24 protein-coding genes are annotated in these 26,950 nt (G+C 42.6%); 17 read left to right on the plus strand and 7 right to left on the minus strand.

The window, feature by feature from the left end; translation table 11 throughout:
- Positions 1-11 precede the first annotated feature (11 nt).
- On the plus strand, positions 12-770 hold the full coding sequence (locus MHH49_RS21610; protein ID WP_076100230.1) for a DUF6063 family protein: 759 nt from the start codon (positions 12-14) through the stop codon (positions 768-770).
- A complete protein-coding gene (locus MHH49_RS21615; RefSeq protein ID WP_076316271.1) occupies positions 757-5,238 on the plus strand; it encodes a hypothetical protein in 4,482 nt (1,493 codons plus the stop codon). Before MHH49_RS21610 ends, MHH49_RS21615 begins: the two co-directional genes overlap by 14 nt.
- Before the next feature lie 81 nt (positions 5,239-5,319).
- Here the strand turns inward: MHH49_RS21615 and MHH49_RS21620 are convergent, their stop codons facing one another.
- The 3 genes from MHH49_RS21620 to MHH49_RS21630 all read right to left on the minus strand — a co-directional run bounded on the left by MHH49_RS21620 (position 5,320) and on the right by MHH49_RS21630 (position 8,601).
- Entirely contained in the window at positions 5,320-6,204 is an 885-nt protein-coding gene (locus tag MHH49_RS21620) for a DMT family transporter (protein ID WP_256717311.1), read from the minus strand.
- Positions 6,185-7,051: an AraC family ligand binding domain-containing protein gene (locus MHH49_RS21625; RefSeq protein WP_076316272.1), complete on the minus strand. Its 867-nt coding sequence runs from the start codon at positions 7,049-7,051 to the stop codon at positions 6,185-6,187. Before MHH49_RS21625 ends, MHH49_RS21620 begins: the two co-directional genes overlap by 20 nt.
- Before the next feature lie 86 nt (positions 7,052-7,137).
- Positions 7,138-8,601, minus strand: a complete 1,464-nt coding sequence (locus tag MHH49_RS21630; protein ID WP_256717306.1) for an ATP-binding protein — start codon at positions 8,599-8,601, stop codon at positions 7,138-7,140.
- A 197-nt stretch (positions 8,602-8,798) separates the two neighbouring features.
- Here MHH49_RS21630 and MHH49_RS21635 point away from each other — a divergent pair, with 197 nt between their 5' ends.
- A complete protein-coding gene (locus tag MHH49_RS21635) occupies positions 8,799-9,521 on the plus strand; it encodes an MOSC domain-containing protein (protein ID WP_076223119.1) in 723 nt (240 codons plus the stop codon).
- Between the two features lie 92 nt (positions 9,522-9,613).
- Positions 9,614-11,689, plus strand: coding sequence for a serine hydrolase domain-containing protein (locus MHH49_RS21640; protein ID WP_339809810.1), 2,076 nt, complete (start codon positions 9,614-9,616; stop codon positions 11,687-11,689).
- 56 nt (positions 11,690-11,745) lie between these two features.
- Here MHH49_RS21640 and MHH49_RS21645 read toward each other — a convergent pair whose 3' ends face one another.
- On the minus strand, positions 11,746-12,177 hold the full coding sequence (locus MHH49_RS21645) for a flavodoxin domain-containing protein (protein ID WP_076104972.1): 432 nt from the start codon (positions 12,175-12,177) through the stop codon (positions 11,746-11,748).
- A gap of 425 nt (positions 12,178-12,602) precedes the next feature.
- On the opposite strand from MHH49_RS21645, the gene MHH49_RS21650 reads away from it, so the two are divergent.
- Positions 12,603-12,944: a DUF4181 domain-containing protein gene (locus tag MHH49_RS21650; RefSeq protein ID WP_036688860.1), complete on the plus strand. Its 342-nt coding sequence runs from the start codon at positions 12,603-12,605 to the stop codon at positions 12,942-12,944.
- 302 nt (positions 12,945-13,246) lie between these two features.
- Here the strand turns inward: MHH49_RS21650 and MHH49_RS21655 are convergent, their stop codons facing one another.
- The gene (locus tag MHH49_RS21655) at positions 13,247-14,050 is read right to left on the minus strand and encodes a lipase family protein (protein ID WP_445259920.1); all 804 of its coding nucleotides are present in this window, start codon (positions 14,048-14,050) and stop codon (positions 13,247-13,249) included.
- A gap of 138 nt (positions 14,051-14,188) precedes the next feature.
- Between MHH49_RS21655 and MHH49_RS21660 the strand changes: the two genes are divergently transcribed.
- The 5 genes from MHH49_RS21660 (at position 14,189) to nagA (ending at position 19,795) form a co-directional block, all read left to right on the plus strand.
- The gene (locus MHH49_RS21660; protein WP_038572174.1) at positions 14,189-15,478 is read left to right on the plus strand and encodes an L-cysteine desulfidase family protein; all 1,290 of its coding nucleotides are present in this window, start codon (positions 14,189-14,191) and stop codon (positions 15,476-15,478) included.
- A gap of 199 nt (positions 15,479-15,677) precedes the next feature.
- Positions 15,678-17,144, plus strand: coding sequence for a protein adenylyltransferase SelO (locus MHH49_RS21665; protein WP_339809812.1), 1,467 nt, complete (start codon positions 15,678-15,680; stop codon positions 17,142-17,144).
- A 38-nt stretch (positions 17,145-17,182) separates the two neighbouring features.
- Positions 17,183-17,662: a DinB family protein gene (locus MHH49_RS21670; protein ID WP_339809813.1), complete on the plus strand. Its 480-nt coding sequence runs from the start codon at positions 17,183-17,185 to the stop codon at positions 17,660-17,662.
- A gap of 175 nt (positions 17,663-17,837) precedes the next feature.
- Positions 17,838-18,623 carry a DeoR/GlpR family DNA-binding transcription regulator gene (locus MHH49_RS21675; RefSeq protein ID WP_038572168.1) on the plus strand — a complete coding sequence of 262 codons (786 nt, stop codon included), beginning with the start codon at positions 17,838-17,840 and terminating at the stop codon, positions 18,621-18,623.
- 23 nt (positions 18,624-18,646) lie between these two features.
- Positions 18,647-19,795, plus strand: coding sequence for an N-acetylglucosamine-6-phosphate deacetylase (nagA, locus tag MHH49_RS21680; protein ID WP_076104968.1), 1,149 nt, complete (start codon positions 18,647-18,649; stop codon positions 19,793-19,795).
- Here nagA and MHH49_RS21685 read toward each other — a convergent pair.
- Both MHH49_RS21685 and MHH49_RS21690 read right to left on the minus strand, forming a co-directional pair.
- The gene (locus MHH49_RS21685) at positions 19,784-20,554 is read right to left on the minus strand and encodes an AraC family transcriptional regulator (RefSeq protein WP_339809815.1); all 771 of its coding nucleotides are present in this window, start codon (positions 20,552-20,554) and stop codon (positions 19,784-19,786) included. The two genes, nagA and MHH49_RS21685, sit on opposite strands and share 12 nt — an antisense overlap.
- A gap of 19 nt (positions 20,555-20,573) precedes the next feature.
- Entirely contained in the window at positions 20,574-21,155 is a 582-nt protein-coding gene (locus MHH49_RS21690) for a LysE family translocator (protein ID WP_036688845.1), read from the minus strand.
- A gap of 116 nt (positions 21,156-21,271) precedes the next feature.
- On the opposite strand from MHH49_RS21690, the gene MHH49_RS21695 reads away from it, so the two are divergent.
- The 7 genes from MHH49_RS21695 (at position 21,272) to MHH49_RS21725 (ending at position 26,949) form a co-directional block, all read left to right on the plus strand.
- On the plus strand, positions 21,272-21,826 hold the full coding sequence (locus tag MHH49_RS21695; RefSeq protein WP_081382550.1) for a GNAT family N-acetyltransferase: 555 nt from the start codon (positions 21,272-21,274) through the stop codon (positions 21,824-21,826).
- A gap of 190 nt (positions 21,827-22,016) precedes the next feature.
- Positions 22,017-22,496 (plus strand): DUF6530 family protein, encoded by a 480-nt coding sequence (locus MHH49_RS21700; RefSeq protein WP_036688841.1) that lies wholly within the window; start codon positions 22,017-22,019, stop codon positions 22,494-22,496.
- Positions 22,497-22,538: 42 nt separating this feature from the next.
- Positions 22,539-22,898 carry a GIY-YIG nuclease family protein gene (locus MHH49_RS21705; protein ID WP_036688839.1) on the plus strand — a complete coding sequence of 120 codons (360 nt, stop codon included), beginning with the start codon at positions 22,539-22,541 and terminating at the stop codon, positions 22,896-22,898.
- Between the two features lie 188 nt (positions 22,899-23,086).
- Positions 23,087-24,085 carry a Gfo/Idh/MocA family protein gene (locus tag MHH49_RS21710; RefSeq protein WP_076100250.1) on the plus strand — a complete coding sequence of 333 codons (999 nt, stop codon included), beginning with the start codon at positions 23,087-23,089 and terminating at the stop codon, positions 24,083-24,085.
- 2 nt (positions 24,086-24,087) lie between these two features.
- Positions 24,088-25,005, plus strand: coding sequence for an AraC family transcriptional regulator (locus tag MHH49_RS21715; RefSeq protein ID WP_235219571.1), 918 nt, complete (start codon positions 24,088-24,090; stop codon positions 25,003-25,005).
- 17 nt (positions 25,006-25,022) lie between these two features.
- The gene (locus tag MHH49_RS21720; protein ID WP_076100251.1) at positions 25,023-26,105 is read left to right on the plus strand and encodes a Gfo/Idh/MocA family protein; all 1,083 of its coding nucleotides are present in this window, start codon (positions 25,023-25,025) and stop codon (positions 26,103-26,105) included.
- Positions 26,106-26,244: 139 nt separating this feature from the next.
- Positions 26,245-26,949, plus strand: coding sequence for a response regulator transcription factor (locus MHH49_RS21725; RefSeq protein ID WP_036689130.1), 705 nt, complete (start codon positions 26,245-26,247; stop codon positions 26,947-26,949).
- Position 26,950: the final 1 nt, after the last annotated feature.

A 26,950-nucleotide genomic window follows, 5' to 3' on the forward strand; every position in this document is an offset into this window, starting at 1 on the left:
AAGTTACTAACATGAGTTATACATTAGAACAGGTACAGCAAGCTTCGCGGCTATTTTTTGAATTGCTCCGTAAAAAAGTAATTCCTCTCGATGACCCTGCAGCGGCAGAATGCCTTCAGGATGCAGGAACTTATGATGCGCTTCAGTATGTTGCTAAAGAAGGGGGCTGTCGGGTGATGAATTCGGGGCACCGTCTCCATCTGCTGGTTAATCCACTGGGGTCAGTGTTTGCAACCAATTTCACCCAGTTAAAGAACAAATATTCACGTGTTGAGCGTAAAACTCACTTACATATTATCAATATTATTATTCTGGTTTTTCTGGCCGAAATGGATCAGGATGAGACTCATTTTAAGTCGGGGCAGGACAGTATGTCCTATATTCAAATTGCTGATCAGGTGTCCTCGCTCTTTCAGACGTGGATTCAGATGGATGAGGATGGGCGATTTAGCCAGCAGTGGCAGCTTGATATCCAAGCGATGTTTAAGGTATGGACCAGTCTCTACATGCAGACTAAGAGTCAGGAAGAAAGCGATCTTCTGACCAGAGGCGCAGGCTCACGAATTGGACTGATCCATGAAGGCATGAAACTTCTGGAAGAGGAGAAGCTCGTATTCATCTCTGAGACAGAGAAGCGTATCTTTCCTCGGGAAGAGCTGTATGAGAGAATGCGTTATTTATATCATGATGTCGATCGATACCAGGAATTAAAGAGCCTCATTGGAAGAACTTTAGCTGAGAAAGACGGTGCTACCTATGCCGCGGATTGAACGCATACGAATTACAGGACTTAAATACGAGAAGATGCTCAAGAAATACGACGATATGATTCTGGACCTCTGCAACGAAGAGGGACCCGCTAATACGCTTATTACGCTCATGAATGGCGGTGGAAAGGGAGTACTGCTGCAATCCATTTTTCAGCTGTTAATGCCCAAAACACCATGGGGCAAAGACAGTGAGAACCAGGTTGAGGCTTTTTTTCATAATCATAAAAAACAACTTAAACCGTACACTTTTCACGTAGCTATCGAATGGCATCTCGACAACAATGAGCGCAATGAGTATATGACTACGGGAATCGCTATGACGGCACATAATTCGCTTGATCAGCAGGATATCAAAGTGGATTACTTGCTGTACGCACTTACAGATTACGGTGAAGCGGCTGAACTTACGCTATCAACGTTGCCGTTATTTGACGAAGTGACTGCTGAACCTACGAGTTTTGAAACGATCCAGCAATTTGTACGCGATCGGCGGGGGGAGATTGTACCTTTTGGCAGCCATAGCTCGGATTTGAAAAGATATTATGACTTCCTGGCTATCCGGGATATCCATATCGCCGAGTGGCGTAATATGCGGCGGATCAATGGTGAAGAGGGCGGTATCAAAGGTTATTTTAAAAAGAATGATGCCTTCACCAATCATAACTTGTTCGAAAAGCTGATTATTCCTGAAATCGGATCTAGTCTGAATGAAGGATTAAAGGAAGACGACAATACGCTGCAGCGGATGTTTATCGATACAGCAACAGTGGCTCAGCGCTTGCCGATGCTTGAACAGCGGGAGCAGGTCTATTCAGAGTTTCTTGGTATGGCTGCACCGCTTTATGAGCTGGTGAAACTTGGCGTGGAGGCGGAAAACGTAGTACAAGAAACTGAACTACGTGGACGCCAAATCTATACGGTTATCTATGAAGAGCAGAGAAATGCAGAAGTTGAGCGAAGTAAGATTGCTGATGAACTGGCTGGACGTTATCAGGATGCGAAGCAACTGCGCTTTGAGACAGACAATCTTAAATACTTACGCAGCAAGGAAGAAACGGAACTGAAGCAAGAAGAGTTTAAGAAGCTCAGTGATGATCAGAGCCGTGCGCGTGGTCGGTTGGAGGATTCCAAAGCGCAAGAGAAGAAGCTTGAAGTAGCTTATTTTCTGGCTAAACGTTTGCTCCATACCCGGCAAATTGAGCAGTGGCAAAAAGAAATTCAAGCTATCGAAGGTTCTCTGGAGATGAAAGAACGGCAAGAGGTCATTCAGACAGCCAAGGAACAGCTGCGGAAACAGTGGGATGTGGTGTTTAATCTCTGGCAGCAAACGATTAGAGAGTTTGAGACAGCGCAGCAAGACCTGACGGCGGAAGAAAGGGAATTGCGCAAGGAAAGGGAAAGTTTCTTGGTAGAGCTGGCGGGGCTGGATAATCAGATCAATGAATTGACCTTATCTATTCGGCAATATACGGAAGAACTCGGAGCATTCGCAGCCCAATATGGGCAGGATGCCGCCCATTCTCCGGCAGCTGCGCTGCAGCGTACGGTCTCAGCGGCCAAAACGATTCTTCAAGACATTGGAGACTTGGAAGAACAGCACAAGCAGGAAGAGATTCGGAAGCTGGCACTGCATAAGAGTCATGCTGAGCTGAGTGAGAAACGGCGTTCTTATGAGCGTGAAGCGGACGAGCTTGGGGTTCTGCTTGAGTCACAGACTCAGAAAGAATCCCAATTATGGTCACAGCTCGTTGTACTGCTGGAAATGTATGAAGAGCATAATCGTTTAGGTGCTACCGGCCTTTTTGAAGAACAAGATGTTATCCCGGCACGTTTTATCCGAAAAATAGATGAAGTAGAGCAACAGACTAAACGTTCCAGAAGGGATTACTATAATCAGCTCATGGATGTGGAACTTCAGAACCAATCCTACTGGCTACCCAATTCAGATATTCTGACGGTCAAAGATACACTCGATTCGTTAAAGATTCAATCAACGCTAGGTAGTTCCTACTTAAATGACCGTCCGTATCTTGAACGTGAGGAAGAACTGGAGCAATATCCGTTACTTCCATATAGTTTGATTTTGACCCGGCGCGAAGCTGATAAAATTCAGCCGGAACTGATGAAGGACACCTTGCTGAAATCAGCGGTGCCGATCTTTATTCGTGAAGAGATGGCAGCTTCGCATCAAGCATCCTTCATGCTTTTTGCGAATCAAGGGCCGCAAATGGTCTTGCAGCCGGATCGTTTCCAGGATTGGAAGAGCAGTATTCAGGGGAAGCTCAAGGAACAGGAGCAGATCCTTCAGGACTCTGAAGCCTATTTATCTAAGTTGAAATCGGTGCGTCAGGAGTATGAACGTTTATTTCAAGTCGAGAATACCATGACGCTTACAGCCAAGCATGATGCGCTTATTAAACTGCAGGCTGAACTTCAGCAGAGCATTATCAATCTGAGCAATGAGATGGATGAGAATGAGGGGACGCTTACCCGGATCGGACGAGAGCTCGCTGAGAACAAAGTTCTAAGTGTGGAACATGAGCAGAGAGCGGGGGTTCTGCAAGCTTGGATTGAACGGACGAAGAAACAGGAACAAGATTATAAGGAAAAACAAAAAATAATCGAACGAAAGAATCTGGTGAGCAAAGAGTTAGCAGGTAAAGATCAGCAGCTTGAACACCTAAAGGTGCAAATGGAAAGCTTGAGCGGACAACGCAATAAATGGACGAGAGAAACCGAATATGCGATGTTCCCTAGACTGCAACGATGGTTTCCTGAGATTGTTTTCCCAACAGATCACCAGCTTTCTGATGAAGGAGAAGTCATACCTGTAGATCCTGTAGAGCAGAATCTTCTCTTGCAGCAGCTCAGTACCGTTGAAAGCCTGCAGCAATCACTTACCGAAAATGAGCTGGAAGTTCGGACAAGAGCTGCACAGATTAAGGCAGCAAGCGAGAATCTGGCTGAGCTTGAATCCAGCCTGAATCAAGTAGATGTGAATTGGCGGAAGGCGACTGAACCTACGGAAACGTCCGAGTCTATTATGGCTGCAAGAAATCGCCAAAAGACGGATACTACTTCGTTAGAGGAAGACTATCAGATTGTTCACGACGGTTACATCCGCTGCCAGACTGAATTGGAGAACTTGCAGAAAGAGTTGCGCAAAGTAGAGAAGGGTATCAAGGAGAAACATGAACGTGCCGTGGAGCTTTGGAATGAGGCGCTAGAGGATAAGGAGACAGAAATTCAGGAGCGCTGCCAAGCGAATGAGCTTATGCTTAACCAGTGTAAAAGATCCTTGGATCGAATGGATGTCCTCATCCAGACTTTATCCAATCAAATCAAAATAATGAATGCGCATATTGAGGATCGCGTCAACCTACGGAGTGTACCAGAAGAAATAACGCTGAGGGTTAGAGAAAGCTGCGAGCCTCTAGTAGCCGACTGGCTTCTCCGCATTAAAGATAGCCGGATTAGACAGGATGAGATCTCCAAAAAGGTGAAGGAAGAGAAAAATTCCTTAACCGAAAAACTTGCGAAAAATGAACGGAATTCCGAACTGGAGACCAAGATTCTAGATCGATTGAATACGGTCCATTGGGATAATTTCGCCATTGCACTGCAAGTCCTAGATTCCATGTTACGCAGTTCGAGCGATCAGATCGAGAGCATTCAAAGTGATAAGGAAGGCATGGATCTCTCCCGCAAGATGTGGGTAGGCCGGGCATCTCTACGAGTGGTACAAATCATTGATATTATGAAGCGAATGGAACGCCGGATGATTATTCATAACGAGAATAATTATGCCTTTCCGCTGGTACGTCTGAATTACAAGAATATCAATGTGCCAAGAACAAGCGATGAGGTAGAGCCGATGGTGAGTGACTACTTCAATCAATGCATCAATGAATTGCTCAAAAAGTATCCAAAGATAGAACAAGTGCCGGCGCTGGTAATCAAAGAGGTTATTAATGACGGACGAATTGTCTATGCGGCGCTGCAGAACCGCTTTCCGATACTTCAAGTGTATAAACCGGTAACGGAGAATTATTTCCTCTACGCCGCACCGGAAGATTATCATTATTCGGACTGGGAGATTATTAATCGCGGCGCACTGGATGAAGCAGTCGGCAGTGGTGGGCAACGTCAATCTGTACAGCTGCTGGTCGCAATGATGATCATGACGCATAAACGTGTGAATCGTGAGAATAAAGGCTGGACGGTCTTTTTATATGACAATCCTTTCGGAGAAATGGTCTCCAATAACGTGCTTGACCCCGTCTTCGAAATTTCCAAGGCGCTCAAATTCCAATGGCTGATTGTTACGCCGCCGGAGCTGGTGAAGAATGATGTCAGCGTGCGTTTTGGCGTGTATTGGCAGCTTTATTTTGGAGGCGTCAAAGGGGACATGCTGGAATCAACCCTGATCAAGGGAGGAAGAAAGCTTATTCCTGTCTCGTTGTTCTGAGTATGGAATGAAACTTAAAGAAGCTCCAGTATGCATCACGCTGCTGGGGCTTCTTTTTATTAAATGTTAAAGATATTTTGTTTATTTAGGTTTGCGTTCGGAAATATAAGAACCGATAAGCGTTAAAAAAGTTCCCGTTAGAATTGCCCAGGTGATCTTTTCATTCAGAACAAGGGCGGAAGCTGCCACTGTAATTACAGGAACAATATAGATATATACACTTGTTTTTACAGCCCCTAGAATCCCTACAGCTTTATTCCAAGTCAAAAAACACAGTGCCGAGGCACCCAAACCTAAGAAAAGCAGGTGAGCTACATTTGAAATTTCTTTAAATCTACTCGGACCTAGCTGAAAATCAAACAGAAACAGAGCAGGCAGCATAAACAGCAGACCATAGAAAAATACTCTGCGGGTAGCCCCTATAGTATGAACCTTTAATACGCTTATTTTTCTCATCAACACTGAATAAATTGCCCAAACCACAGGTGCCAGCAATGCCAGCAAGTCACCGATGGGGTTCAGCTGCAGAAGAAAACTCCCGTTCAGCCCAATTAATATAATTCCTGCCAAGGCTATCAAAAATCCTATAATAAACTGCCTACGAAATTTCTCTTCTTCTAAAAAGAAATGAGCGATCACCGCCGTGAAAAATGGAGCGATGGAGACAATCACACCTACATTGGATGCAAGGGTATAGACTAGGGCAATATTTTCTATAAGAAAATATAACGTGACCCCACAAAGACCTGCTGAGATAAAGAGTAATTCCTCTTTAAAGGATGTAGTTCGGATTGGACGTGAATAGATCAGTAACAGTACAAAGTACCCAATAAGAAAACGGAAGAACAGAATTTCCACAGGCGTAAAGTCTTTTAACAGTATTTTAGTGGAGATAAAGGTGGTTCCCCAGATTAAAATCGTAAGTAATGCCAGCAGATGTCCTGTGTTAATCTTGCGTTGATTTATCATTTCGTAAGTTCCTTGATGACTTTACTCCCGTTTGCTGAACAAATATACGCATATATTGCTTAGGGGTTAAGCCTATGAGTCTTTTGAAAAAATTTGTGAAATGGCTCTGATCACTGAATCCGGTTAGAGAGGCCACTTCTATTGGCAATATTCCTTGTTCTAAAAGCTTTTTGGCGTGGTTGATGCGAATAGTTTCCAAGTAACGGTAAGGTGATATTCCTTTCTGTCTGGTAAATAAACGCAGCAAGTGATATTTACTTAAGCCGCTTAATTCACTTAACTGGTTTAGCGTAATGTTCTGCGCATAATGTAACTCTATGTAATCGCAAATGATTTTAATTTCAGAAGTAGGCTCTTGTGGATAGGGGGTTTCTGTCTCCATGTATTCTCTCAAAAGCTGCTCAAGGAGAAATAGAAACAACTCTTCTTTTTGAAAATCGGATTGATCCTCTAACATCATTTGGTGCAGATCGTGTAAAGGGCTCGACAGTTCACTTTGGTAGAGAACATTGCGTGTGAACCGCGGTAAGTAGCCTATGCCGGTAATTTCTAGCACATACTCACGCATGACTTCCGGCTGAATATTGATGCAGCGATAGTCAAGCGTTCTCCCGTCTATCTGTTCACAGGCATGAGGATCCGCCGGATTAAAGATGACCACATCTCCGCTGTTAAGAATATGTTCTTCTTGGTTACAGAGCAGATGTCTCTTTCCTTGTTCAATAAAACCTATGACATAATAGTCATGAAAATGGTTGGGAAACTTCTGCATAATACCTTCGAATCGATACGCCTCAAATTTTAAGTCATGATCGAAAACGACAGTTCGAACTTCTCGAGTCATTGCTGCACCTTCTTTTCCAATTATGTATAACCATTATATTGTGAAAATTAGGGGCATTCTTGCATGATGTTGCGATACCACATCTTCTACATGATAGGTTCCTCAGGTGTAATGATCGTTGGAATACTCACAGTAAAAGTTGTTCCTTGCTCCAGAATACTTTCTACAGAGATCGCTCCGCCATGATTATGTATAATATTTTGTGTGATCATATAACCTAAGCCTGTTCCTGTTTCTTTGGTCGTATAAAATGGTTTGCCAAGGGCATTGATCTGTTTCTCTGTCATCCCACAGCCTTCATCCTGCACACTGATTCGGGCTTCTCTGTCATAGGTTTGCACATGAATATAGATGTTTCCCCCATGATTCATTGCTTCCATCGCATTTTTAAGTAAGTTAATAAATACCTGCTTCATCTGATAAGCCTCACCATTAATCCAAATGGATTGATCAGTACAGACAGGGAGGATCTTGAGATTTTTTAGAGCAGCTTGTCCATTCATTAGTGTGGTGACTTGTTCCAGCAAAGACAATAAATCCACTGGTTTACTAATATGAGTGGTTTGGGGTTTAGATAAGACAAGCAGTTCGTTGACGATGAACTCGATGCGTTTCAATTCTGACTCAATAATGGAAATATATTTATCATTCATCCGCTCGGAAGAGCGCAGTAGCTTCATAAAGCCATTAATGGCTGTCAGAGGATTCCGTATTTCATGAGCGATTCCAGCGGCTAACTGTCCTGCTGTAGATAATTTCTCGGACTGTATCAGTCGTTCATCTTCCAATACTTGCTCGGATATATCTTTGAATATGCCAATGTACGCTTCGTTTCCCTCATAAATGATTGGCAATGTAATTCCATCCACATATTTCTGCTGGTTATTTAAACAATTAATCAGGTAGCAGACAGAACCTGTTGTTCTATCAGTGTTGAATTTCTTTCTTCGTTCTGAGAGAATTTCATAATTAGAGTAGTCTACAATATCCATAGTCGATAGACCAAGCACTTGATCTAGGCTTTCTGCATGGATTAATTGTAAACCTGCCGAATTTGCATATAGAACAATCCCTCCCCTAGTGATAAGCACGGGCTGAGGCAGTTCCTCCAGCAGCTGTAGAAAAGAGCTCTCTTTTTCAAGTAGATGGGTCTTCACAACCTGAAGCTGAGTCTCCATCTCCCTGATCAGGGTCTTATTCTCGAATTGAGTAAGATAAAATATGGGTTCACCATTGTCATCCGGAAGGATAGATATGGAGACGTTTAAAGATAACCGGTGTCCGGTTGGATGGAAATAATCTAATTCGAGTCTCTGCGGATCAGTACTCGTAGATGGAAGAGAGCTTCCTAATGAAATGAATTTATGAATCTGATCTAGAAGGGTACGGACGGTTGGAGAGGGTGTCGTTAACTCGTTTTCATCATACCCCAAGAGGTCGCATAATGCTGAATTCAGTTTTAGGAACGTTCCATCAAGCGAAATAAGGGCCATACCCATCACGGCTTGGGTAAAAACAAAGTCAAAACCTTGAAAATCATTTGTCCGCACAGCAGGTTACCTCTCTTCTTTATAGGGGAGTGAGTGTTATCTCAAAATGCAATATATCCAACAGTCATAGTATAAAACATATAACTCAATAAAACATATAAAATTTCTGGGTTATTAGATATTCATACAACAGTTAAATAAAATCAGGTAGAATGGGAAGATACGTTGCATTTTAAGACAAGTGGAGGCGTTGTATCATGTTATCAGTTGTTGGTGAAATTCAAGGAATTAATCGTTACCCGGTCAAGTCATTTGCGGGTGAGAATTTAGAAAGTTGTATGATTGAACCGTATGGAATGCTTGGTGACCGTTTTTGCTCCTTTTACGATGAGTCAAAAGAGGGCTGGCGAAAATATATCACCGCTAGAAATATTCCGAATATGCTTACCTATCAAGCGCAATTTATAGATGGACAAATCCATGTAACGGCATCAGACGGGCGAACCTTTGGATGGGATGATATTCTATTGGAAGAAATCCAAAGCCAAACCAAAACTCCAATCACTATGTCTGGTCTAAAAGCTGTACATCCTCAGCCAGAACATCCGCAGCTCCTATCCGTGGATGGCGCTAGTATTCTACTCATTACGGATGCCAGCTTAAAAAAACTGGAGGCAACCTGGGGGCATTCCTTGGATCAACGGCGTTTTCGCGGGAATTTTGTTATTGCGCTGAATGATGATTCTCTTTTTGAAGGAGATTGGATTGGACGCCGGCTCAACATTGGGGATGCACAGCTACAGGTAGATAGTTTTTGCGAGAGATGTGTTGTGATTACGATGGACCCGGATAGTCTCCAGAAGGACCCAGTACTTTTGAAAAAACTGCATAAAGAGTTTGATTTGCATTTTGGAGTTTATGCTTCAGTAATCAAAACTGGGCAAATTCGAATCGGAGATAAAGTAGAATTAGTAGATTAGATACATGGTCCCAAAATTGCAAACTTCCTTTACATTACTCCATGGATAAATTATCCTTTAAAGGATGACGATTTCATATCGGGAGGTTATGTATGAAGAAGAATTTGGCATCCCTATTAGTTGCATTGCTTCTACTGGTAATGTATGTCCCTACGAGTGCATTAGCAGCAGATAGCGGCAAAGGGCAAACGTATGTGAACACTCAGAAGGTGGCAGCAGAGAAGGCAGCATTCTTAACGGAAAAGCTGGGAACGACTAGTCTCCAATATGCTCTTATTGATGGCGATAATATCGTTGTGAGCGGTCAATCTGGATATAGTCATGTGGAGAGTAAGACAGCACCAAGCGCTACAACGATGTATGGAATTGGCTCAACGAGTAAAATGTATACAACAGCTTCTATTATGAAGCTTGTTGAGCAAGGGAAAGTAGACTTGGACGGTTCAGTCGTATCTTATTTGAATAATTTTACGATGGAAGATCCTCGTTATAAGCAAATCACTGTACGGATGCTGTTGAATCATTCCTCAGGTCTTGCTGGCTCGAACTTATCCAATTCTTTCTTATTTAATGATTCTGATCCTATTGCAAAAGATAGTTTACTAGAAACGTTGTCAACACAACGTCTGAAGGCCGATCCAGGTGCCTACTCAGTATATTGTAATGATGGATTTACGCTGGCTGAGTTGATTGTTGAAAAGGTCAGCGGCACGGACTTTACCACATTCATTCATCAAAATTTCACAGAACCTCTAGGGCTTGAACATACGAAAACGCCTGTAGATTCTGTAGCTTCTTCTCAGCTGGCTAGTGTCTACAATGCTACCTACTCAGCAGCTTTACCCAAAGAAACCATTAATGTGATTGGAACAGGTGGTATCTATTCCACTGCAGAGGACTTGGTGCGCTTTGCAACTATTTTTACGGGCCAATCGACTGGCATTTTGTCAGAAAAGTCTGTGAAAGCGATGGAACAAGAGGAATATAAGCGTGGAATATGGCCTAAGGGAACAGATAATTCGTTAGCTTATGGATTAGGCTGGGACAGTGTGAACTTATATCCATTTAACCAGTACGAAATCAAGGCTTTGACAAAGGGGGGAGATACGGGTCTGTATCATACCTCATTAGTTGTATTGCCCGAACAACGGATGGCAGCAGCAGTAATATCTTCTGGCGGAGCAAGTACAACGGACCAGATGCTTGCCAACGAAATTTTACTCAGTGCCTTACAGGAAAAGGGAGTTATTAAGGAACTGAAAGCTACACCTACCTTTAAAGCTTCGAACAAAGAGGATATGCCGCAAGAATTGGTAAACTATGCGGGTGTCTATGGTGATTCTACGCAACTAATGAAGATAGAAGTTAGTAAAGCTGGGGAATTGAGTATATCTTCGATTATAGCTCCTACAATGCCAGCGCAGAAATTTTCATATAATTCGAACGGTGAATTTTTAGATGCCGAGGGTACAAGTAAAGTTAGCTTTGTGAAGGAGAGCAATGGCCGTATCTATCTTTGGAGTCAAGGGTATGGGGTAATTCCAGGACTTGGTGAAACTGCCGTTACCCAATATGCAGCTGAGAAGCTTGAACCTAATGCCCTATCTCAAGAGGTCATTACTGCATGGCAGCAGCGTCAAGGGAAATTGTATTTTGATGTCAGCGAGAAGTACAGCTCCCAATATTACATGAGTATGCCGGTAGCTGGAATCGCTATGTTCCCTGACGCACCTGGTTATATGGGCTCGAATAAAATAACTGGACCTAATAAAGCAGAAATGACCGTGCAAATCCCAACCATCGCTGGGCGCGATCTTGCGGATCTTATTTTTGAAAATAAAAATGGTGTGGAGTATTTAAAGATTGGCAATCAATTATTTATACATCAAGATGCAGTTAAACCTATTTATGCAGGCCCGCAATCTATGGTAACTATCCAATCAGATGGATACGCTAGATGGTATGGAGTTCCTGAAACGGCAACAGGTAAGATAATGACAGTAGAGCTGCCAACCAAGAGTTCCTTTGCCGTCTATGATGTGAATGGTGTATGTGTGAATTACTTTACCATTAGCGGTCTTAAGCAAGTCAAACTTCCTAGCAACGGCAAAATTGTATTTGTAGGTGATGTCGGTGCGAAGTTTGAAGTGACCCTCAAGGCGCAATAAACGTATATAAAAAAAGAATCCTGTTATCAAGATTTTCGTCTTGGTAACAGGATTTTTTATTTGAAATTTTGTGAGAATTCTTTTATTTTATCTACCAATATCCCTTTGAGCTGATCAGTACCTTCCTTTGGAGCCTTATATGCCTTATAACCTCCAAAAGATTCAATACAAATCGCAGCTTCTTTCAGATCATCAGGGAAATTTTTCTCTATTAATTCTTCGGTTTTCTTGGGTTTCTCGTTGCAAATGTAGTAGCCCATCTTCTTAGTCAGTAACTCATCTTTATTTTTTTTGATAAAGTCACGAATGGCTTTATATATTTTTTCATCTCTTACTCCTGCCCCTAAAATAATGCTATCAAATGCCTCGATATCTGGCTTTTCTAGTTCGATATTGCAAATTTTGCTCTGAGGTAGCTCTTCTGATAATACTTTTGCACATTGTTCTGTTGCTCCAGATTTTGTAGCGTATAGAATAAGTACTGCCATTGTGTTCCCTCTTTTCAGTTAAGATTAATCGCGTTCCCTCATGGAAAAAATCTCGCAAATCAATTATCTTGATTATCAAGATATAATATATTTTATCGAATATACTGATCATTTGTCAAGCCAACGGCAAGCTCCTGAGTGTTAATTAGATATCCTTATTATGGTATCATGGGAATAATATTAATCTAATGCTAACAATATCTTTAATGAAATATACAAAAAAAGAGGAGTGAACGTAAATTGGGGATCATCGTAATGCTAATCATCTATTTGTTGCTTGGAATATTTGTGATTAAAGTAGGCATCGATAACTCTAGAAGTACGCAACTATCAAAAGAAATATTAAATGAGTTAAAAGAAATCAAAGAACTAATGATCAGAAATAAATACGAATGAATTCTATATAAGGGTGGAGGTGAACGAAAGTGAAAATTGGACTTATACTTATAATACTTGCTTTTTCTAATCTATTTCTAAGGATATGGATTGTTGGCCCGGACAAAGAAAAACTTCCTGAAGACGGTTATGAGCTTAATATAAAAGGGAAGCTTATACTTGCACTTGTGGGATTAATTACGGGGATTGTGATAATAATTGCCGATGGCCCAGAGGGTACGGTTATAAAATGGTTTTGGATTGTAGTTATAGTAGTAGCAATAGGGTTTCAGTCGTTCATCGACTGGAAATTTCTAAAACATACGAAACAGCACATAGTTTCACTTATTCTGTTAGTCCTGGGTGTGGTATTAGTTTATTTTATATTCTGATCTAGTTTCATTCGTACCGGCTTCGGACCCAGATGACGTTATTTGCAAAATAATCGCCTTTTGGGCAGCGTTTCGGACTCCAGTGCAGCTATTCGTTAGAAAGTGACTTATATTAGGTGTTTTTTATGCCAATAGTGGCCATGGAGTCCGATGGAATTCTTAAAGTGGAAATATACTGCTGTTAGTGTCAATGGAGTCCGTTAGTGACTTTGTAACTGCTGATGGCATCGAATCATACGAAGAAAAGAGGTGTTTCGGCAGCCAGCTTATGGCGTGTTGGGCACCTCCTTTTTGTGTTCACATTATACTTCTGCTTTCGTAGCCACGAGTGGACAGAATCCAGGGTTCGTTATACATAATTCTTGAGCGAATTCCGGTTGGAGCTTGGAGAGCTCGGCGAAATAGCTGCTGATTACGTGATTACCACTTGTAGATCCATTTTGGAAAGACAGTGAGTTAAAAGTGTGGACATGATTGTAATAATACTTTTTTTCCCGTTTGGGGAGCTTATAGACATGTGGAGGTGCGTAGGTTACAACATCAAAAAGATTGGCATACCGGTAACTCTTCCGCACATATTGTTTGAAAATATTAACGAAGTCCGGATCGCCTACCCGTGGGGAACCATAAGTATAGAGGTTAGGTGTGGTGTAAGAGGTATTTGCCGCAATATCTAAGGTACATAAGGTGGCGAGCGCTGCACCGAGGCTGTGGCCCGTAATGTATAAGGTCTTGTCGGGAGATAGCTTGGAGAGCGTAGAGAAGATGCCATCCCGAGCTGAAGAATAAATGTTGGTGAAGCCACGATGGGTGAGAGAGTCTTCTTTAAGATATTTGAACCGTTCCTGTGAAGCGAGGACGTTGGATATCCAATTGGTCGTCGTACTGGTTCCCCGAAAGGCAATAATAATCTCTTGTGGAGACTCCAAAATAAAGCCGAAACGTTCCCATACATTATTGAAGGATTGTGCTTCAATGGGATGACATAGCTGATAATCTAATGGAATGACGAAAACTCCATCTATATTTGAAAATTGTGTATAGGTCTGCCCGCAGACTGCAGCTAGAAAGATCGCCCTTTGCCCTTGCTCATTCCTCTTACTCACGTGCATCCCGCCTTTCTTTCCTACACTATATTAGGGGGATGAAGGAGTGATTCCTAAGAAAAAGGATTCCCTGAAACTTCTCTCTGAGTTACTATATATAAATAACTCCAACAGGAGAGAGAAGGGGGAAATGCATACATGAGCAACTTATTGGAAATTTTACACAAGGAAGTCGTACCGGCAGAAGGCTGTACGGAGCCGATTGCAGTTGCGTATGCCGTCTCCTTGGCGGCAGAGCTTCTCGAGGAAGAAATTACGGGGATTCAGCTGCATCTCAGCGGTAATATTATCAAAAATGCAATGGGAGTGGGCATTCCCGGGACAGGCCAGACAGGCCTGCCCATCGCAGCAGCCCTTGGAGCGGTGGTCGGCCGTTCTCACAAGGAACTGGAAATTCTGTCAGGTCTGACACAGGCTGAGTTGAAGATGGCAAATGACCTGCTGGATAGAAAGCTGCTAAAAGTGGAGATAAAGGACACTCCTGAGAAATTATATATTGAAGCCCAGTTGTTTACGCAGAACCATACGGCGACTGCCATTATTGCCAGAGAGCACACCCATATAGAATATTTGGCTCTGGACGGGGAGAAAATAACACCCCGGAATTCAAAAGCCGACTGTGGCAAGCCTAGTCTTTCCGACACGGAAGAGTATGCGGGCTCAGTAGACCAGATATTCGAGTTTATCTGTAACGCTCCTTTTTCAGAGCTTAGCTTTCTCTTGGAAGGGGCACGGATGAACAAAGCGATCTCCGATGAGGGATTGCGAGGCGATTATGGCTTGCAGGTAGGTAAGAAAATGAATCAGCAATCTGCGGTGAATCTGTTCGGCAATGATGTAGCGAACAGAATTATCGCGGCCACTGCAGCGGCTTCAGATGCTCGAATGGATGGCAGTGCAATGCCTGTGATGACAACTGCGGGCAGCGGTAATCAAGGCATCGCCTGTACACTACCCGTTATAGCTCTGGCGGAATTGCTGGGCAAAGATGAAGAAATGCTAGCTCGGGCGCTTGCACTGAGCAATCTGGTCACTGTGCACATCAAACATTATATCGGGCGTTTGTCCCCATTATGTGGTTCAGGGATTGCAGGAGGAGTAGGAGCAAATAGCGGGATCATTTATCTCATGGGCGGCAGTCTTGAGCAGATCAAGCATGGGATACAGAATACGATAGCTTCTTTGTCAGGGATGATCTGTGACGGTGCGAATTCTACCTGTGCGCTGAAGATTTCCACCTCCACCAATACGGCGATCCAGGCAGCCACACTGGCTATGAACAACATTGCTCCTACAACCAAGGATGGTGTGATTTTCGAAGAGGTGGAAGATACCATCCGCAACATGGAGCGTTTGGTTCAGGAAGGGCTGGCGGAAACTGACAAGACCATTCTCAATATTATGCTCTCCAAAGGCGGAGCGAATTAGCTTCCAAATAAGTTGAAAACAAGATAGAACATCATAATTAAGACCGCCCGGTTCCCTGCATAAAATGGCAGGAAGCCGGGCGGTCTTTGTAACACTTCGGCAAAAACATAGGTCTGCGAGAAGATTTGCATTAAATTTTAACATAACTTATTCTGAGTTAATAAAGGCATAGAGACTGAGGGTATAAAAAGGAGATAATATGACAGAGAAAATAGATATAGGCTGGAATTTTGCGAATGGTTATACTCATCTGCCGGAATCAATGTTTACAAGAATTAAGCCAACGCCTGTGCGTAAACCGGAACTGATTATTTTTAATGAACCATTGGCTGCTACTCTAGGGCTGAATAGCACAGCACTACAGAGCAAGGAGGGCCTTGGGATTCTTGCCGGCAACGAAGTTCCTGAAGGTACCGTGTCGCTTGCGCAAGCTTATGCTGGACATCAATTCGGACATTTTACCATGTTGGGAGACGGTCGAGCAGTGCTGCTGGGCGAACAGATCACCCCTCAAGGTGATCGTGTAGATATTCAGTTGAAGGGTGCGGGAAGAACCCCATACTCTCGTGGTGGCGATGGCCGGGCAGCGCTTGGACCGATGTTACGCGAATATATCATCAGTGAAGCTATGCATGGACTCGGGATTCCTACGACTCGCAGCTTGGCGGTGGTAGCTACAGGGGAGTCGCTAATTCGAGAAACGGAACAGCCGGGGGCTGTTTTGACCCGGATCGCGGCGAGTCATTTGCGTGTTGGAACTTTCCAATATGCTGCTGCATGGGGGACTGTGGAGGATCTGCGTATTCTGGCTGATTACACGTTGCATAGACATTATCCAGAAGCTCCTGTGGAAGTTAATCCATATCTTGTTCTGCTTCGGGAAGTAATGGAACGTCAAGCAGCGCTAATTGCTAAATGGCAGCTTGTAGGTTTTATTCACGGAGTGATGAATACCGATAATATGGCCCTTAGCGGAGAAACGATTGATTATGGTCCATGTGCCTTCATGGATGTGTATAATCCTGAGACGGTATTTAGTTCCATAGATCAGCAGGGTCGTTATGCTTACCACAATCAGCCCGGGATTGGCGCATGGAATCTCGCCAGATTTGCCGAGACTCTACTGCCATTGCTGGCTGACGATCAGGCACAGGCGATTAAGCTGGCTGAGGAGGCAATTTCAGATTTTTCGGAGCGGTCCTATCAATATTGGCTAACGGGAATGAGAGCGAAGCTGGGAATCTTTAACGAAGAGTTAGAGGATGTTGCTCTGATTGATACCCTCCTTGAACTGATGCAAAAATATCGGTCTGACTACACTAATACATTTCGGTCTTTAACTTTAGGCGTAATGGAAGATGCTGATCTGTTTGGCACTCCTGAATTTAAGCAATGGAATGAGCTGTGGCAGGCGCGCCTTAGCAGGCAGCAGGAATCACAATCCTCTTCACAGGAGCTGATGCGTACCAGTAATCCTGCGATTATTCCGCGGAATCATCGTGTGGAAGAAGCGCTTGAGGCGGCGGTAGAGCGGAAAGATTACGATGTGATGGAGAGGTTACTTCAAGCATTGTCTAACCCATACGCCTACTCCCCTGAACAAGAGGAATACTCGGCACTTCCTGAGGAATCCGCATGTCCATATCGTACATTCTGCGGTACTTAAATTGCTTATAATCTATCTGGAAAATGGGGGAAGGAAGAATGTTTCATGCTTATGATGTTCTAGCCAACCAGTTGCTGGCCAATGCAAATGATCCGAGTTGGTATGTGCCCTTTGAAGTGGCGGTTAAAGACTTAAGTGAAGAAGAAGCTTTTTGGAAGGTAACGGAAGAAAGCAATAGTATTGCTGAGATTGTGCAGCATCTGCTTTACTGGAATGAAACTTGGCAAACAAGGTATAAAGAAGCCAGTGTTCATGTGGTTCCTTCAGTGGATAATAATAATACCTTTGTCGTTGCAGAAGGGAAAACGTTCGAAGCGTTGCAAAAACAACTTTTAGAGGTTCTTTTACATTGGCAGGAATTGATTAAGAAAGAACAATTGGAAGCTGATGTTCAAGGATTCCCAGACAGTAAATGGTGGGAAGTACTCGGAAATGTAACAACCCATAATGCTTATCATGTGGGCCAGATTGTTTTTATTCGAAAAATACAAAAAAGCTGGAACCGCAAGGTGAAGTGACATTGTGAAGTAAATCCTAAAAAAATAAAATTAAAAAGGCGTTAGCGGATGCACATTCATCTGGCTTTCGTCTTTTTTTACGTATTAATACTTACATATGCTTAATCATATACTCATAAACGCTTGTAAATACTTATTAAATGACTTATGATGACTTTAGGAGGTGGATTACCTTATGTATCAAGAGGAACGATTATTAAAAATACTCGAATATTTGAAACAACACCAAGCAATGAGTGTTCAAGATATCTGTACGCAATTTGAAGTCTCAAGAGATACTGCCCGACGGGATATTGTTAGGTTAGTACAAGAGGGCGTCGTTGTTCGGACGCATGGCGGTCTAGCGTTACCAGAATTACAAAAAGAATTATTATCTTACCAGGATCGTTTGATCGATGAATCCGAGAGTAAGCAGAGAATAGGGAAGATCGGAGCCGCGCTTATCCAAGATCGTGAGACTGTGATTTTAGACGTATCGACCACTGTACAGTTTGTTGCTGAACAAATTAGTGCACAGGATATTACGGTTGTCACGCATTCAATAGATAATGTAGGGATTTTATCCCATCGTGAGGATCTGCAAATTTATGTACTTGGTGGTTACTTGAATGTGAAAAACCGCTTGTTATATGGTTCTTCCATTATCGATAAACTTAGTGAAATTCGTGCGGATAAAGCCTTTATTGGAGCGTCGGCGATCTGTGCTGATGGGCTCTATTATCCTTATGAAGAAGATGCGCGGGTAAAAAGAGAAATGGCTCGAAGATCTGATCAAGTGATTTTAGTAGCCGATCACACCAAATTTAATGCCAAATCCTTTTATCGGCTAGACTTTGACTTCATTGATATTTTAATTACAAATCGAGAGCTTCCAATCGAGATCAGAGAAGTTCTAGATCAGAAGAACATCACAGTTATTGAGTGTCAAGATGAAGCTGAAGAGGTTCGAAATCAAGAGTGATAACGAAATGGAGGAGAACGTTTATGACTTATATTTTGCAAAATGTACAAGTAGTGCTTCAGAATAGTATAGTTTCAGCGGCCAATGTATGGATTTCTGAAGGAAAAGTGATGAGGATAGACTCAGGAGATACCTCTATTCCAGAGGGTGAGTATGAACGGATTGATGGCGGAGGGCATTTGTTAGTGCCCGGAATGATAGATGTGCATATTCATGGTGCTAACGGGTTTGATATGATGGACGGTACTGCAGAGAGTATTCAAGAAGTATCGAAGGCTTGCGCAGCATCTGGTTGCACCTCATTTCTGGCTACCTCTGTGAGTTCTACGATGGAAGATCTTTTAGAGATGATTCGTAGTGTCAAACGTGTAATTGGGCATGAAGTGGGAGCAAAGATCGCAGGCATTCACTTAGAGGGACCTTATCTAAACCCCAAGAGAAAAGGAATGCAAAATGAAAAGTATCTGCGGCATCCTAACTTAGAAGAAATGAAGCTCATTTTCCAAGAAGCTGGATCACTCATTAAAATGGTTACGATTGCTCCTGAGCTGCCGGGAGGCATGGAGCTTCTTTCCTTTTTGAAGGAACGGGGAGTGGTGATAGCAATTGCTCATTCGGATGCCACATATGAGGAAGCCAAACAAGCTTTTGCCGCTGGGGCAAGTCATGTTACGCATTGTTTTAATGGCATGCGGCCGATCCATCATCGCGATCCGGGGATTGTGGTTGCCGCTTTCGAAGAGAAACATGTAAGCCTGCAAGCTATTGTGGATAATGTCCATCTGCATCCTGCAATTATCCGATTGATGCATACCATGAAAGGACCAGAAGGAATGGTCTTGATCACAGATGCGTTACAAGCAATGGGGTTAGGGGATGGGAACTATATATTTGGAGGACATCAGGTTACGGTATCTGGGGGCATAGCGCGATTGGAAGATGGCACGCTGGCCTCCAGTACAGTTACCATGAATGAAGCCTTACGTTATACTGTCGAAACTGGAATTTCGCTGACAGATGCCGTACAAATGGCTTCAACTACACCTGCTAATATTCTTGAACTTCAACAAAAGGGGACGATAACCACTGGCTTAGATGCTGACCTAGTCCTCTTGGATGATGAATTTAAAGTGCTCTGGACAATGGTAGGAGGGCAAATCTTACAGCTGTGACCGATATTCATGTGCGGTTATTCCGAACACGCTTTTAAAATGCCTGTTCAGATGAGTTAGATCCACAAATCCGCAATCTACAACAGCTGCATAGATATCCTTGGTTCTCTCAATGGACTGCTTGGCACGCTCTACCTTGCAATTTAAGAAATATTGATAGGGTGATATTCCTGTATGTGTCTTAAACTCGCGAATAAACTGATATTTGGACAGACCAAACTCTGTGCAGAGATCGTCCAGCTTCAGCACATGGTCTAAACTGCAGTACATCATTTCCTTTGCTTTTTTGAGAAATTTATTATTCGTTCTACGATCGGTAACTATTTCAGTATTAGATACTAAATGAACCAGAGTGAATAACAGTTCACTGCACAAAGACTCCTCTTTGCCATTCTGGATGGCATGGTTTAGGGCTAATATGCACTGCGCCAATTTGTCATCGTATAAGATAGGAGTGGCGAAGCGGAGTTCTTTTTTATCTAGTATCTCTCGCATTAGGGTTGGCTTAATATAAAGCATGACATAATCAATGCCACCTTTATCATACGCATTGCCATCATGTGTTTGTTCTGGATTAAACAACATTACGCCATTTTTATGTGAGGATTGCAAACTACCGTCAAGATTATATTGCTGAATGCCACGAAGGGTCACACCGAGTGCATATTCCTCATGGCAATGTTTTTTATAGGTGAAATCAGTAAGGCTGGCGGATAAGGACAGGATCTCTGCTGACTTTTTATAGTTAAATCTCTCCACGTTCTTAACCTCCGCGACTTTATAGGATTCCCGATATCATAATGGCTGAGTATACTAAAAACAGTGCCATCACGGTATTTAGAACTTTTTGATGATTTTTCATAAATGTTCTGAAGATTGTCCCAAATACAACCCATGTCGTAAATGCAAAAAATCCGATCACAGTTATAATTATAACAAACATAAACAAGGCAAGCGAAGAGGTATAGAATGGCATTACGTAGTTGGGAATGACCGTTAGTGTAAATACTAGCACTTTAGGATTCACAAGCTGCATAAGCACGCCTGAGCGGAAATTGGCATTGGGGTCAGGCTGGTCTTCCATTGAACCCATTTTAAAGATTTTATAAGCAAGGTAGAGCATATATAAACTCCCAATGACTTGCATAATGATCAGGATATTTGGGATGATTTCTACTAGAACACGGTTCAGCAGAGTAGAAATGATAAGTAATAAGCCAAAAGCCAGCGTGGATCCGTATACATACCCCATTGATTTTTTAGCCCCGGAATGTTGCACGGAAGAAAGAATAACAATATTGGTAGGACCGGGTGTAAATGTAGCGACAACGCAATAGATCAGAAAGGACAATATATTCATGATGACCTCCAGTAAAGTAGTTCTATGAATATAAACCTTTCAGTCTGAATGCTGATAGTATATTATTGCAGGATTTTTAAGAATTCCGGCCGGGAATAGAAGAGGTGTACGAATCAATGAATAAGAGTAATCAAATGGCCATAAGCACACTTTCTCCAGCTGATTTTGAATCCACATGCTCTGTTTTTGAAATTTCAATCCCAGATGCTTTTGAAAAAGAAGGGCTTGATCATTTACAAGACGATATCCAAAGTGAAATAGATCATAAAAAGCAAATGGTGATGACTTCACTGGATACTACAACTGCGGAGCCTTACTTCCTTCTTGCAAAAATAGAAGAGCAGGTGGTCGGTACGATTTCCTTTGGAGCTTGTGGCGAAGATATTCAAACCTGCACGGATCATCAGTTAGATGAAATAGGGGAATTGGGCAGTCTATACATTATGCCAAGTTATCAGGGTCAAGGTGTGGGTTCAGCCTTAATTAAGGAAATGATGATATTTCTAAAAAAGCAAGGGGTAGAGCGGTTTTGTCTGGACAGCGGGTATAAACGTGCACAAATCAGGTGGCAACGTAAATTTGGGAAACCTTATAAAGTAGTGGAAGACTATTGGGGACCTGATTCCGTCCATATGGTTTGGTTGTGTAATGTGAGTGATCATTTAAGCTAGAGATATATTTTTCATAAAAATAACAGTCCCTTTGCTGCGCGCAGAGGGATTTTTTGTTTTGTTGGATAAAACGGGTGTAATGTCGTTTGACAGATGATCTTTTGCCGGGTAATATGAATCTTAGATTTAGTAAATTAGTAATTTAGTAAATGAGTAAATTAGTAAATCATAAAATGGAGAGTGACTAATCATGAAAATTCCAACAACTCTAAAACATAAACCTGTAATCGTGTCAGAAAATTACGAGCAGGTTGATGGCCGCTACGCCGGGGACACAGATGCAAAAGGTCTGTCCCTAGGATTAGCACAATGGAACGATAGAGGAAAAGTCGACATCTCAGCAAAGGTATGGAGACATACAGGGGACAAATGGTCGAGACAGTCCGAAGAGCTGCCAATGCACAGAGTGCTTGACCTGGCAATTTTGATTTGCAGAAGTAGTTTGTATTTTCAAGAGGCCTATCGTTTTCCGAAAATGTATGATCCCGAGAGCCCTATGATTGATCGTGTTGGGCTGCAAGGAGATGCAATGAGTGTATCTGTCTGTGCAGACAATCCCATGATTGATAATGATATTAAGCTGTTCGCCCAGGCGCTTAGTGATGATGGTGAAATGATTGGAGAACGACTTTCGGTATTGTCCCGTTTATTAAAAGAAATGGGGTACTGAAATTTAGCAGAATTGTTTGTGGAAGGAGAATCATGAATCATAATGGACAAAAGCAAACGTAAAGAACTTCAGGAGCAATATAAGCAGCTCAAGACTTACATGGGTGCTATTCAAATTACAAACAAAATAAGCGGAAAAATATTCGTTGACAGCTATCCCAACCTGAAGAATAAATGGATGACTATACAGATGCAATTAGATATGGGCAGATTTGCGAATGCAGAGCTGCAAAAGGACTGGAAGGAACTTGGAGCAGAAGCTTTCAGCTATGAGGTATTAGAGCAGAAGGAGTCAGAAGACTTAACCGACGTGCGCTGGGAGCTTAAACTATTGAAAAAGAAGTGGTTCGAGAAATTGCAACCCTTTGATGACAAAGGATATAATAAGCCACTTACCCATTAAGCCAAGTATAAGGAAACCTTTAGCTTTCATAGCAAGGGTTTCTTTTTTTTGGATCGTATTTCACTCCGGATTTTATGTGTCGTAATATTATATATGTTTTGTCGCATTTTCCTACTAAAAAAGCTGTTTATTATGTGTTATTTTTATAGCAGATGTCAGAATAACATATATACGGGAGGCACAAGTAAATGACCATTAGAATTGGTAAGCTCAGCTATTGGCATGTGCATGCATGGGATTATACCAAGCAAGCTCAGGAGCATGAAGATACCGTATTAGCTGCAGTTTGGGACGAAAACGTAGAGCGTGGGAACAAAGCTGCGGAAAGCTTGAATATTCCTTATTTTGAATCACTGGATGATCTGCTTGCGCAAGAGGATATAGATGCCGTTATCGTGGATGCACCAACGAATATGCATAGAGACGTAATCATGGCTGCGGCCAAAGCGGGTAAACATATTTTCACAGAAAAAGTTATTGCCCCAACGTTAAAAGAAGTTAACGCAATCATCGCAGAAGTTAACGAGAACAAAGTGAAGCTAACGGTCTCCTTGCCTCGTTTAAATGACGGCTATACATTAACTATTCAAGAGATTCTAAGTCAGGAACTGCTCGGCAAGATTACTTACGTTAGAGTTCGCTTATCCCATAACGGAGCAACGGAAAGCTGGCTTCCTGATCATTTCTTTAGCTTGGAGCAATGTGGAGGCGGAGCTTTGATTGATCTGGGCTGTCATCCCATGTATTTGGCGAAGCTTTTCTTAGATCAAGATGTGACTGGGGTAAGTGCTAATTTTGGTTATGTAACCGGTAAAGAAGTGGAAGATAATGCCGTAGTGACACTATTTACGGATTCAGGAGCAATTGGTGTGGTGGAGGCTGGTTTCGTGAATAGTCATTCGCCGTTTACTATCGAGGTGCATGGAACTGAAGGAACGCTGCTTTACGGAACACCAGAGAATAAGCTTCTTCTTAGAACGAACAAATCCACGGATAAAGAAGAAGGCTGGAAAGAAGTAGCCCTGCAAAGCAATCGTGAAAGCGCCTTCCATCAATGGGTTGATCATATTCAAAATAATACACTTGGCACTCAAAATGTTGAAATGGCAGTTGAGCTTACCAGATTAATGGAGGCGGCGAACCGCTCGGCTAAAGAAGGCTGTGTAATTCCGATTGGGAGGACTTAACGTTGAGCAGCTTTCCCTATGAGATGATGTTTGAGAAGCAGGATATGCTTGAAAGATTGGATATCACGATTCTATGGGGACATTACGAGATTACAGTGTTTAGATTTCATTTGACATCTTTTCCACCGGGCAGAGTAGTCGAGTTCCATAATCATTCTGAATTTGAATTTCATTTCATTCCGCGCGGGAAGGGAGAAGTCATTCTTGGGGATCAAAAATATCCTCTTTCAGAAGGAATGTTCTATCTAACCGGACCAGGTGTTATGCATCGTCAAGAGGCGGATGCTGATGAATCTATGGAAGAGCTATGTCTGCATGTTGACATCAAAAAGAGGATCAGGGATGATGCTGATCTTTGGGAGGTTGCGGAAGCTGAAACCTGTGTGGAGAAGCTGAAGTGTTTACCCTTGGTTCCAGCACAAGACTATCACGGGGCTATGAAGTGTTTTCGAGAAGCGTACGAAGCATGCGATGGGAAGTTGACCGGATATTATACTTCAATTAAGCATCTTGTGATCAGTATTTTACTAAAGGCCGTTAGAGCGTATGATTCAGGCGGGATCCGCACGGAGGCGCCGGTTAGAGATATGCTGACTTACCGGTATCAATACGCAATGCAATATATGGAAGCGAATTATTCAGGAACGGTTACCTTAGAAAATGTTGCGGAAAAGCTAAATATTAGTTCAAGGCAGCTGCAGCGGGTGTTTAAGCAAGTAAATGCAGAACAATCATTCAGTAGGGCGCTTGAGGATATTCGATTGCAAGCGGTCTGCCGCAAGCTTGAAGAAAGCAATTATCCGATAGAACAAATCGCACAGTCGGAAGGGTTTACCAATGCTACCTATTTGCATATTGTCTTCCGCAAGCGGTTAGGTATGACACCGGCAACTTATCGAAACAGCAAACAAATCCATTAGAGGTGAGGGTGAAGGATATGAGTAAGGTTTTTCGTGTAGGGATTATTGGATGTGGTGGTATTGCGAATGGCAAACATCTTCCAAGCTTGAGCAGACAAAGTAAGGTTGAAATCGTGGCTTTTTGTGACATTATTAAAGAACGTGCTGAAGAAGCAGCGGAGAAATACGGAAATAATAAAGCTACTGTCTATACGGATTACACTGAACTATTAAAAGATCAATCCATTGATATTATTCATGTGCTTACGCCTAATGATGTCCATGCGGAAATATCAATCGCTGCTCTAGAAGCCGGAAAACATGTGATGTGCGAAAAACCAATGGCTAAGACGGCGGCAGATGCCAAACGAATGGTTGAAGCAGCGAAACGTACAGGCAAGAAGCTGACCATTGGATATGACAACCGGTACAGAGAAGACAGCTTATATTTGAAAAAAGCTTGTGAGTCCGGAGAGCTTGGTCATATTTATTTTGCAAAAGCACATGCCATCAGACGGAGAGCCGTACCGACCTGGGGAGTATTTCTTGATGAAGAGAAACAAGGCGGCGGTCCGCTTATCGATATCGGAACCCATGCGCTGGATCTAACCCTTTGGATGATGGATAACTATAAACCAAAAGTTGTGCTGGGCACTAAATATCATGAACTTTCACAAAAAGAAGAAGCCGCCAACGCATGGGGACCGTGGGACCCTAAAAAGTTCACCGTAGAGGATTCAGCCTTTGGAATGGTCGTAATGGAGAATGGTGCAACAATCATGCTGGAAGCGAGCTGGGCTCTGAATTCACTAGACATACATGAAGCGAAATGCAGCTTAAGTGGGACGGAAGCAGGCGCAGATATGAAGGACGGACTTAGAATTAACGGAGAGAAATTCAGCAAGCTGTACACCAATAAAATTGAGCTTGGGGCAGGCGGTGTTGCCTATTATGAAGGAAAAGCTGAAAGTGCTCCGGATATAGAATTAAGAAAGTGGATTGAAGCGATTGAACAGGATAAAGACCCGGTTGTAACTCCTGAACAGGCTTTTGTCGTTTCGCAAATATTGGAAGCTATTTATGAATCGGCGCAGACCGGCAAGGCTGTGTATCTGGATTAGATTTTTGACAACTATAGCGATTTAGAGTAATATCCACTTGTGATTTAATTATAGGGATCCGAGACAAGACTCTCTCTTTACCGGGAGAGTTTTTTTGTTTTTTTACTTGTTTAGACTCTGGGTAATAGGGGTGGAAATCGTGGATACTGTTGATCGCAATCATGTGCTTATTGTGGAAGATGACGATAATATTAGACGTTTTATATCTATAAATTTAACGAATAATGGGTTTGTGGTTAGTGAAGCTGCTTGTGGAGAAGAAGCATTGCAGAGCTTTGAGGTGAGCCGTCCAGATGTTATGGTTCTGGATATCATGTTGCCTGATTCTAATGGGTTCGAAATATGCCGAAAGCTAAGAGAGAAAGACGCTGGGGTCATCATCATTTTCTTAACCGCACGTGGACAGGATTTGGACAAAATCAATGGCCTTGAAATGGGTGCTGACGATTACATTGTTAAACCTTTTAATCCATTAGAATTGGTAGCACGTATTAAAGCTATTTTGCGCCGTACAGAATCCGCTCTAAAGCCGCAAAGAACTATACTTCAAGCTGGACCGATCCGGCTGGATTTGAACGCGAACAAGATGTTTAAGCAGGATGACAGCATTGAATTAACTCCGAAGGAATTTCAGTTGATGAAAACCTTTCTGGAGCATCCGGATACAGCACTCTCTAGAAATGAATTAATGAATCTTGTCTGGGGAGAGGATTATATTGGAGATCCCAAAACGGTGGATGTTCATGTGCGTAAGTTAAGAGAGAAAATTGAGGTTGATGCTTCTAATCCGCATTGGCTTGAGACGGTATGGGGGCTCGGTTACCGCTTTAGAAAGGATGGTTGAA

It is taken from the genome of Paenibacillus sp. FSL F4-0122 (genome assembly GCF_038002845.1).
In the GTDB taxonomy this organism is placed as follows: domain Bacteria; phylum Bacillota; class Bacilli; order Paenibacillales; family Paenibacillaceae; genus Paenibacillus_AQ; species Paenibacillus_AQ odorifer.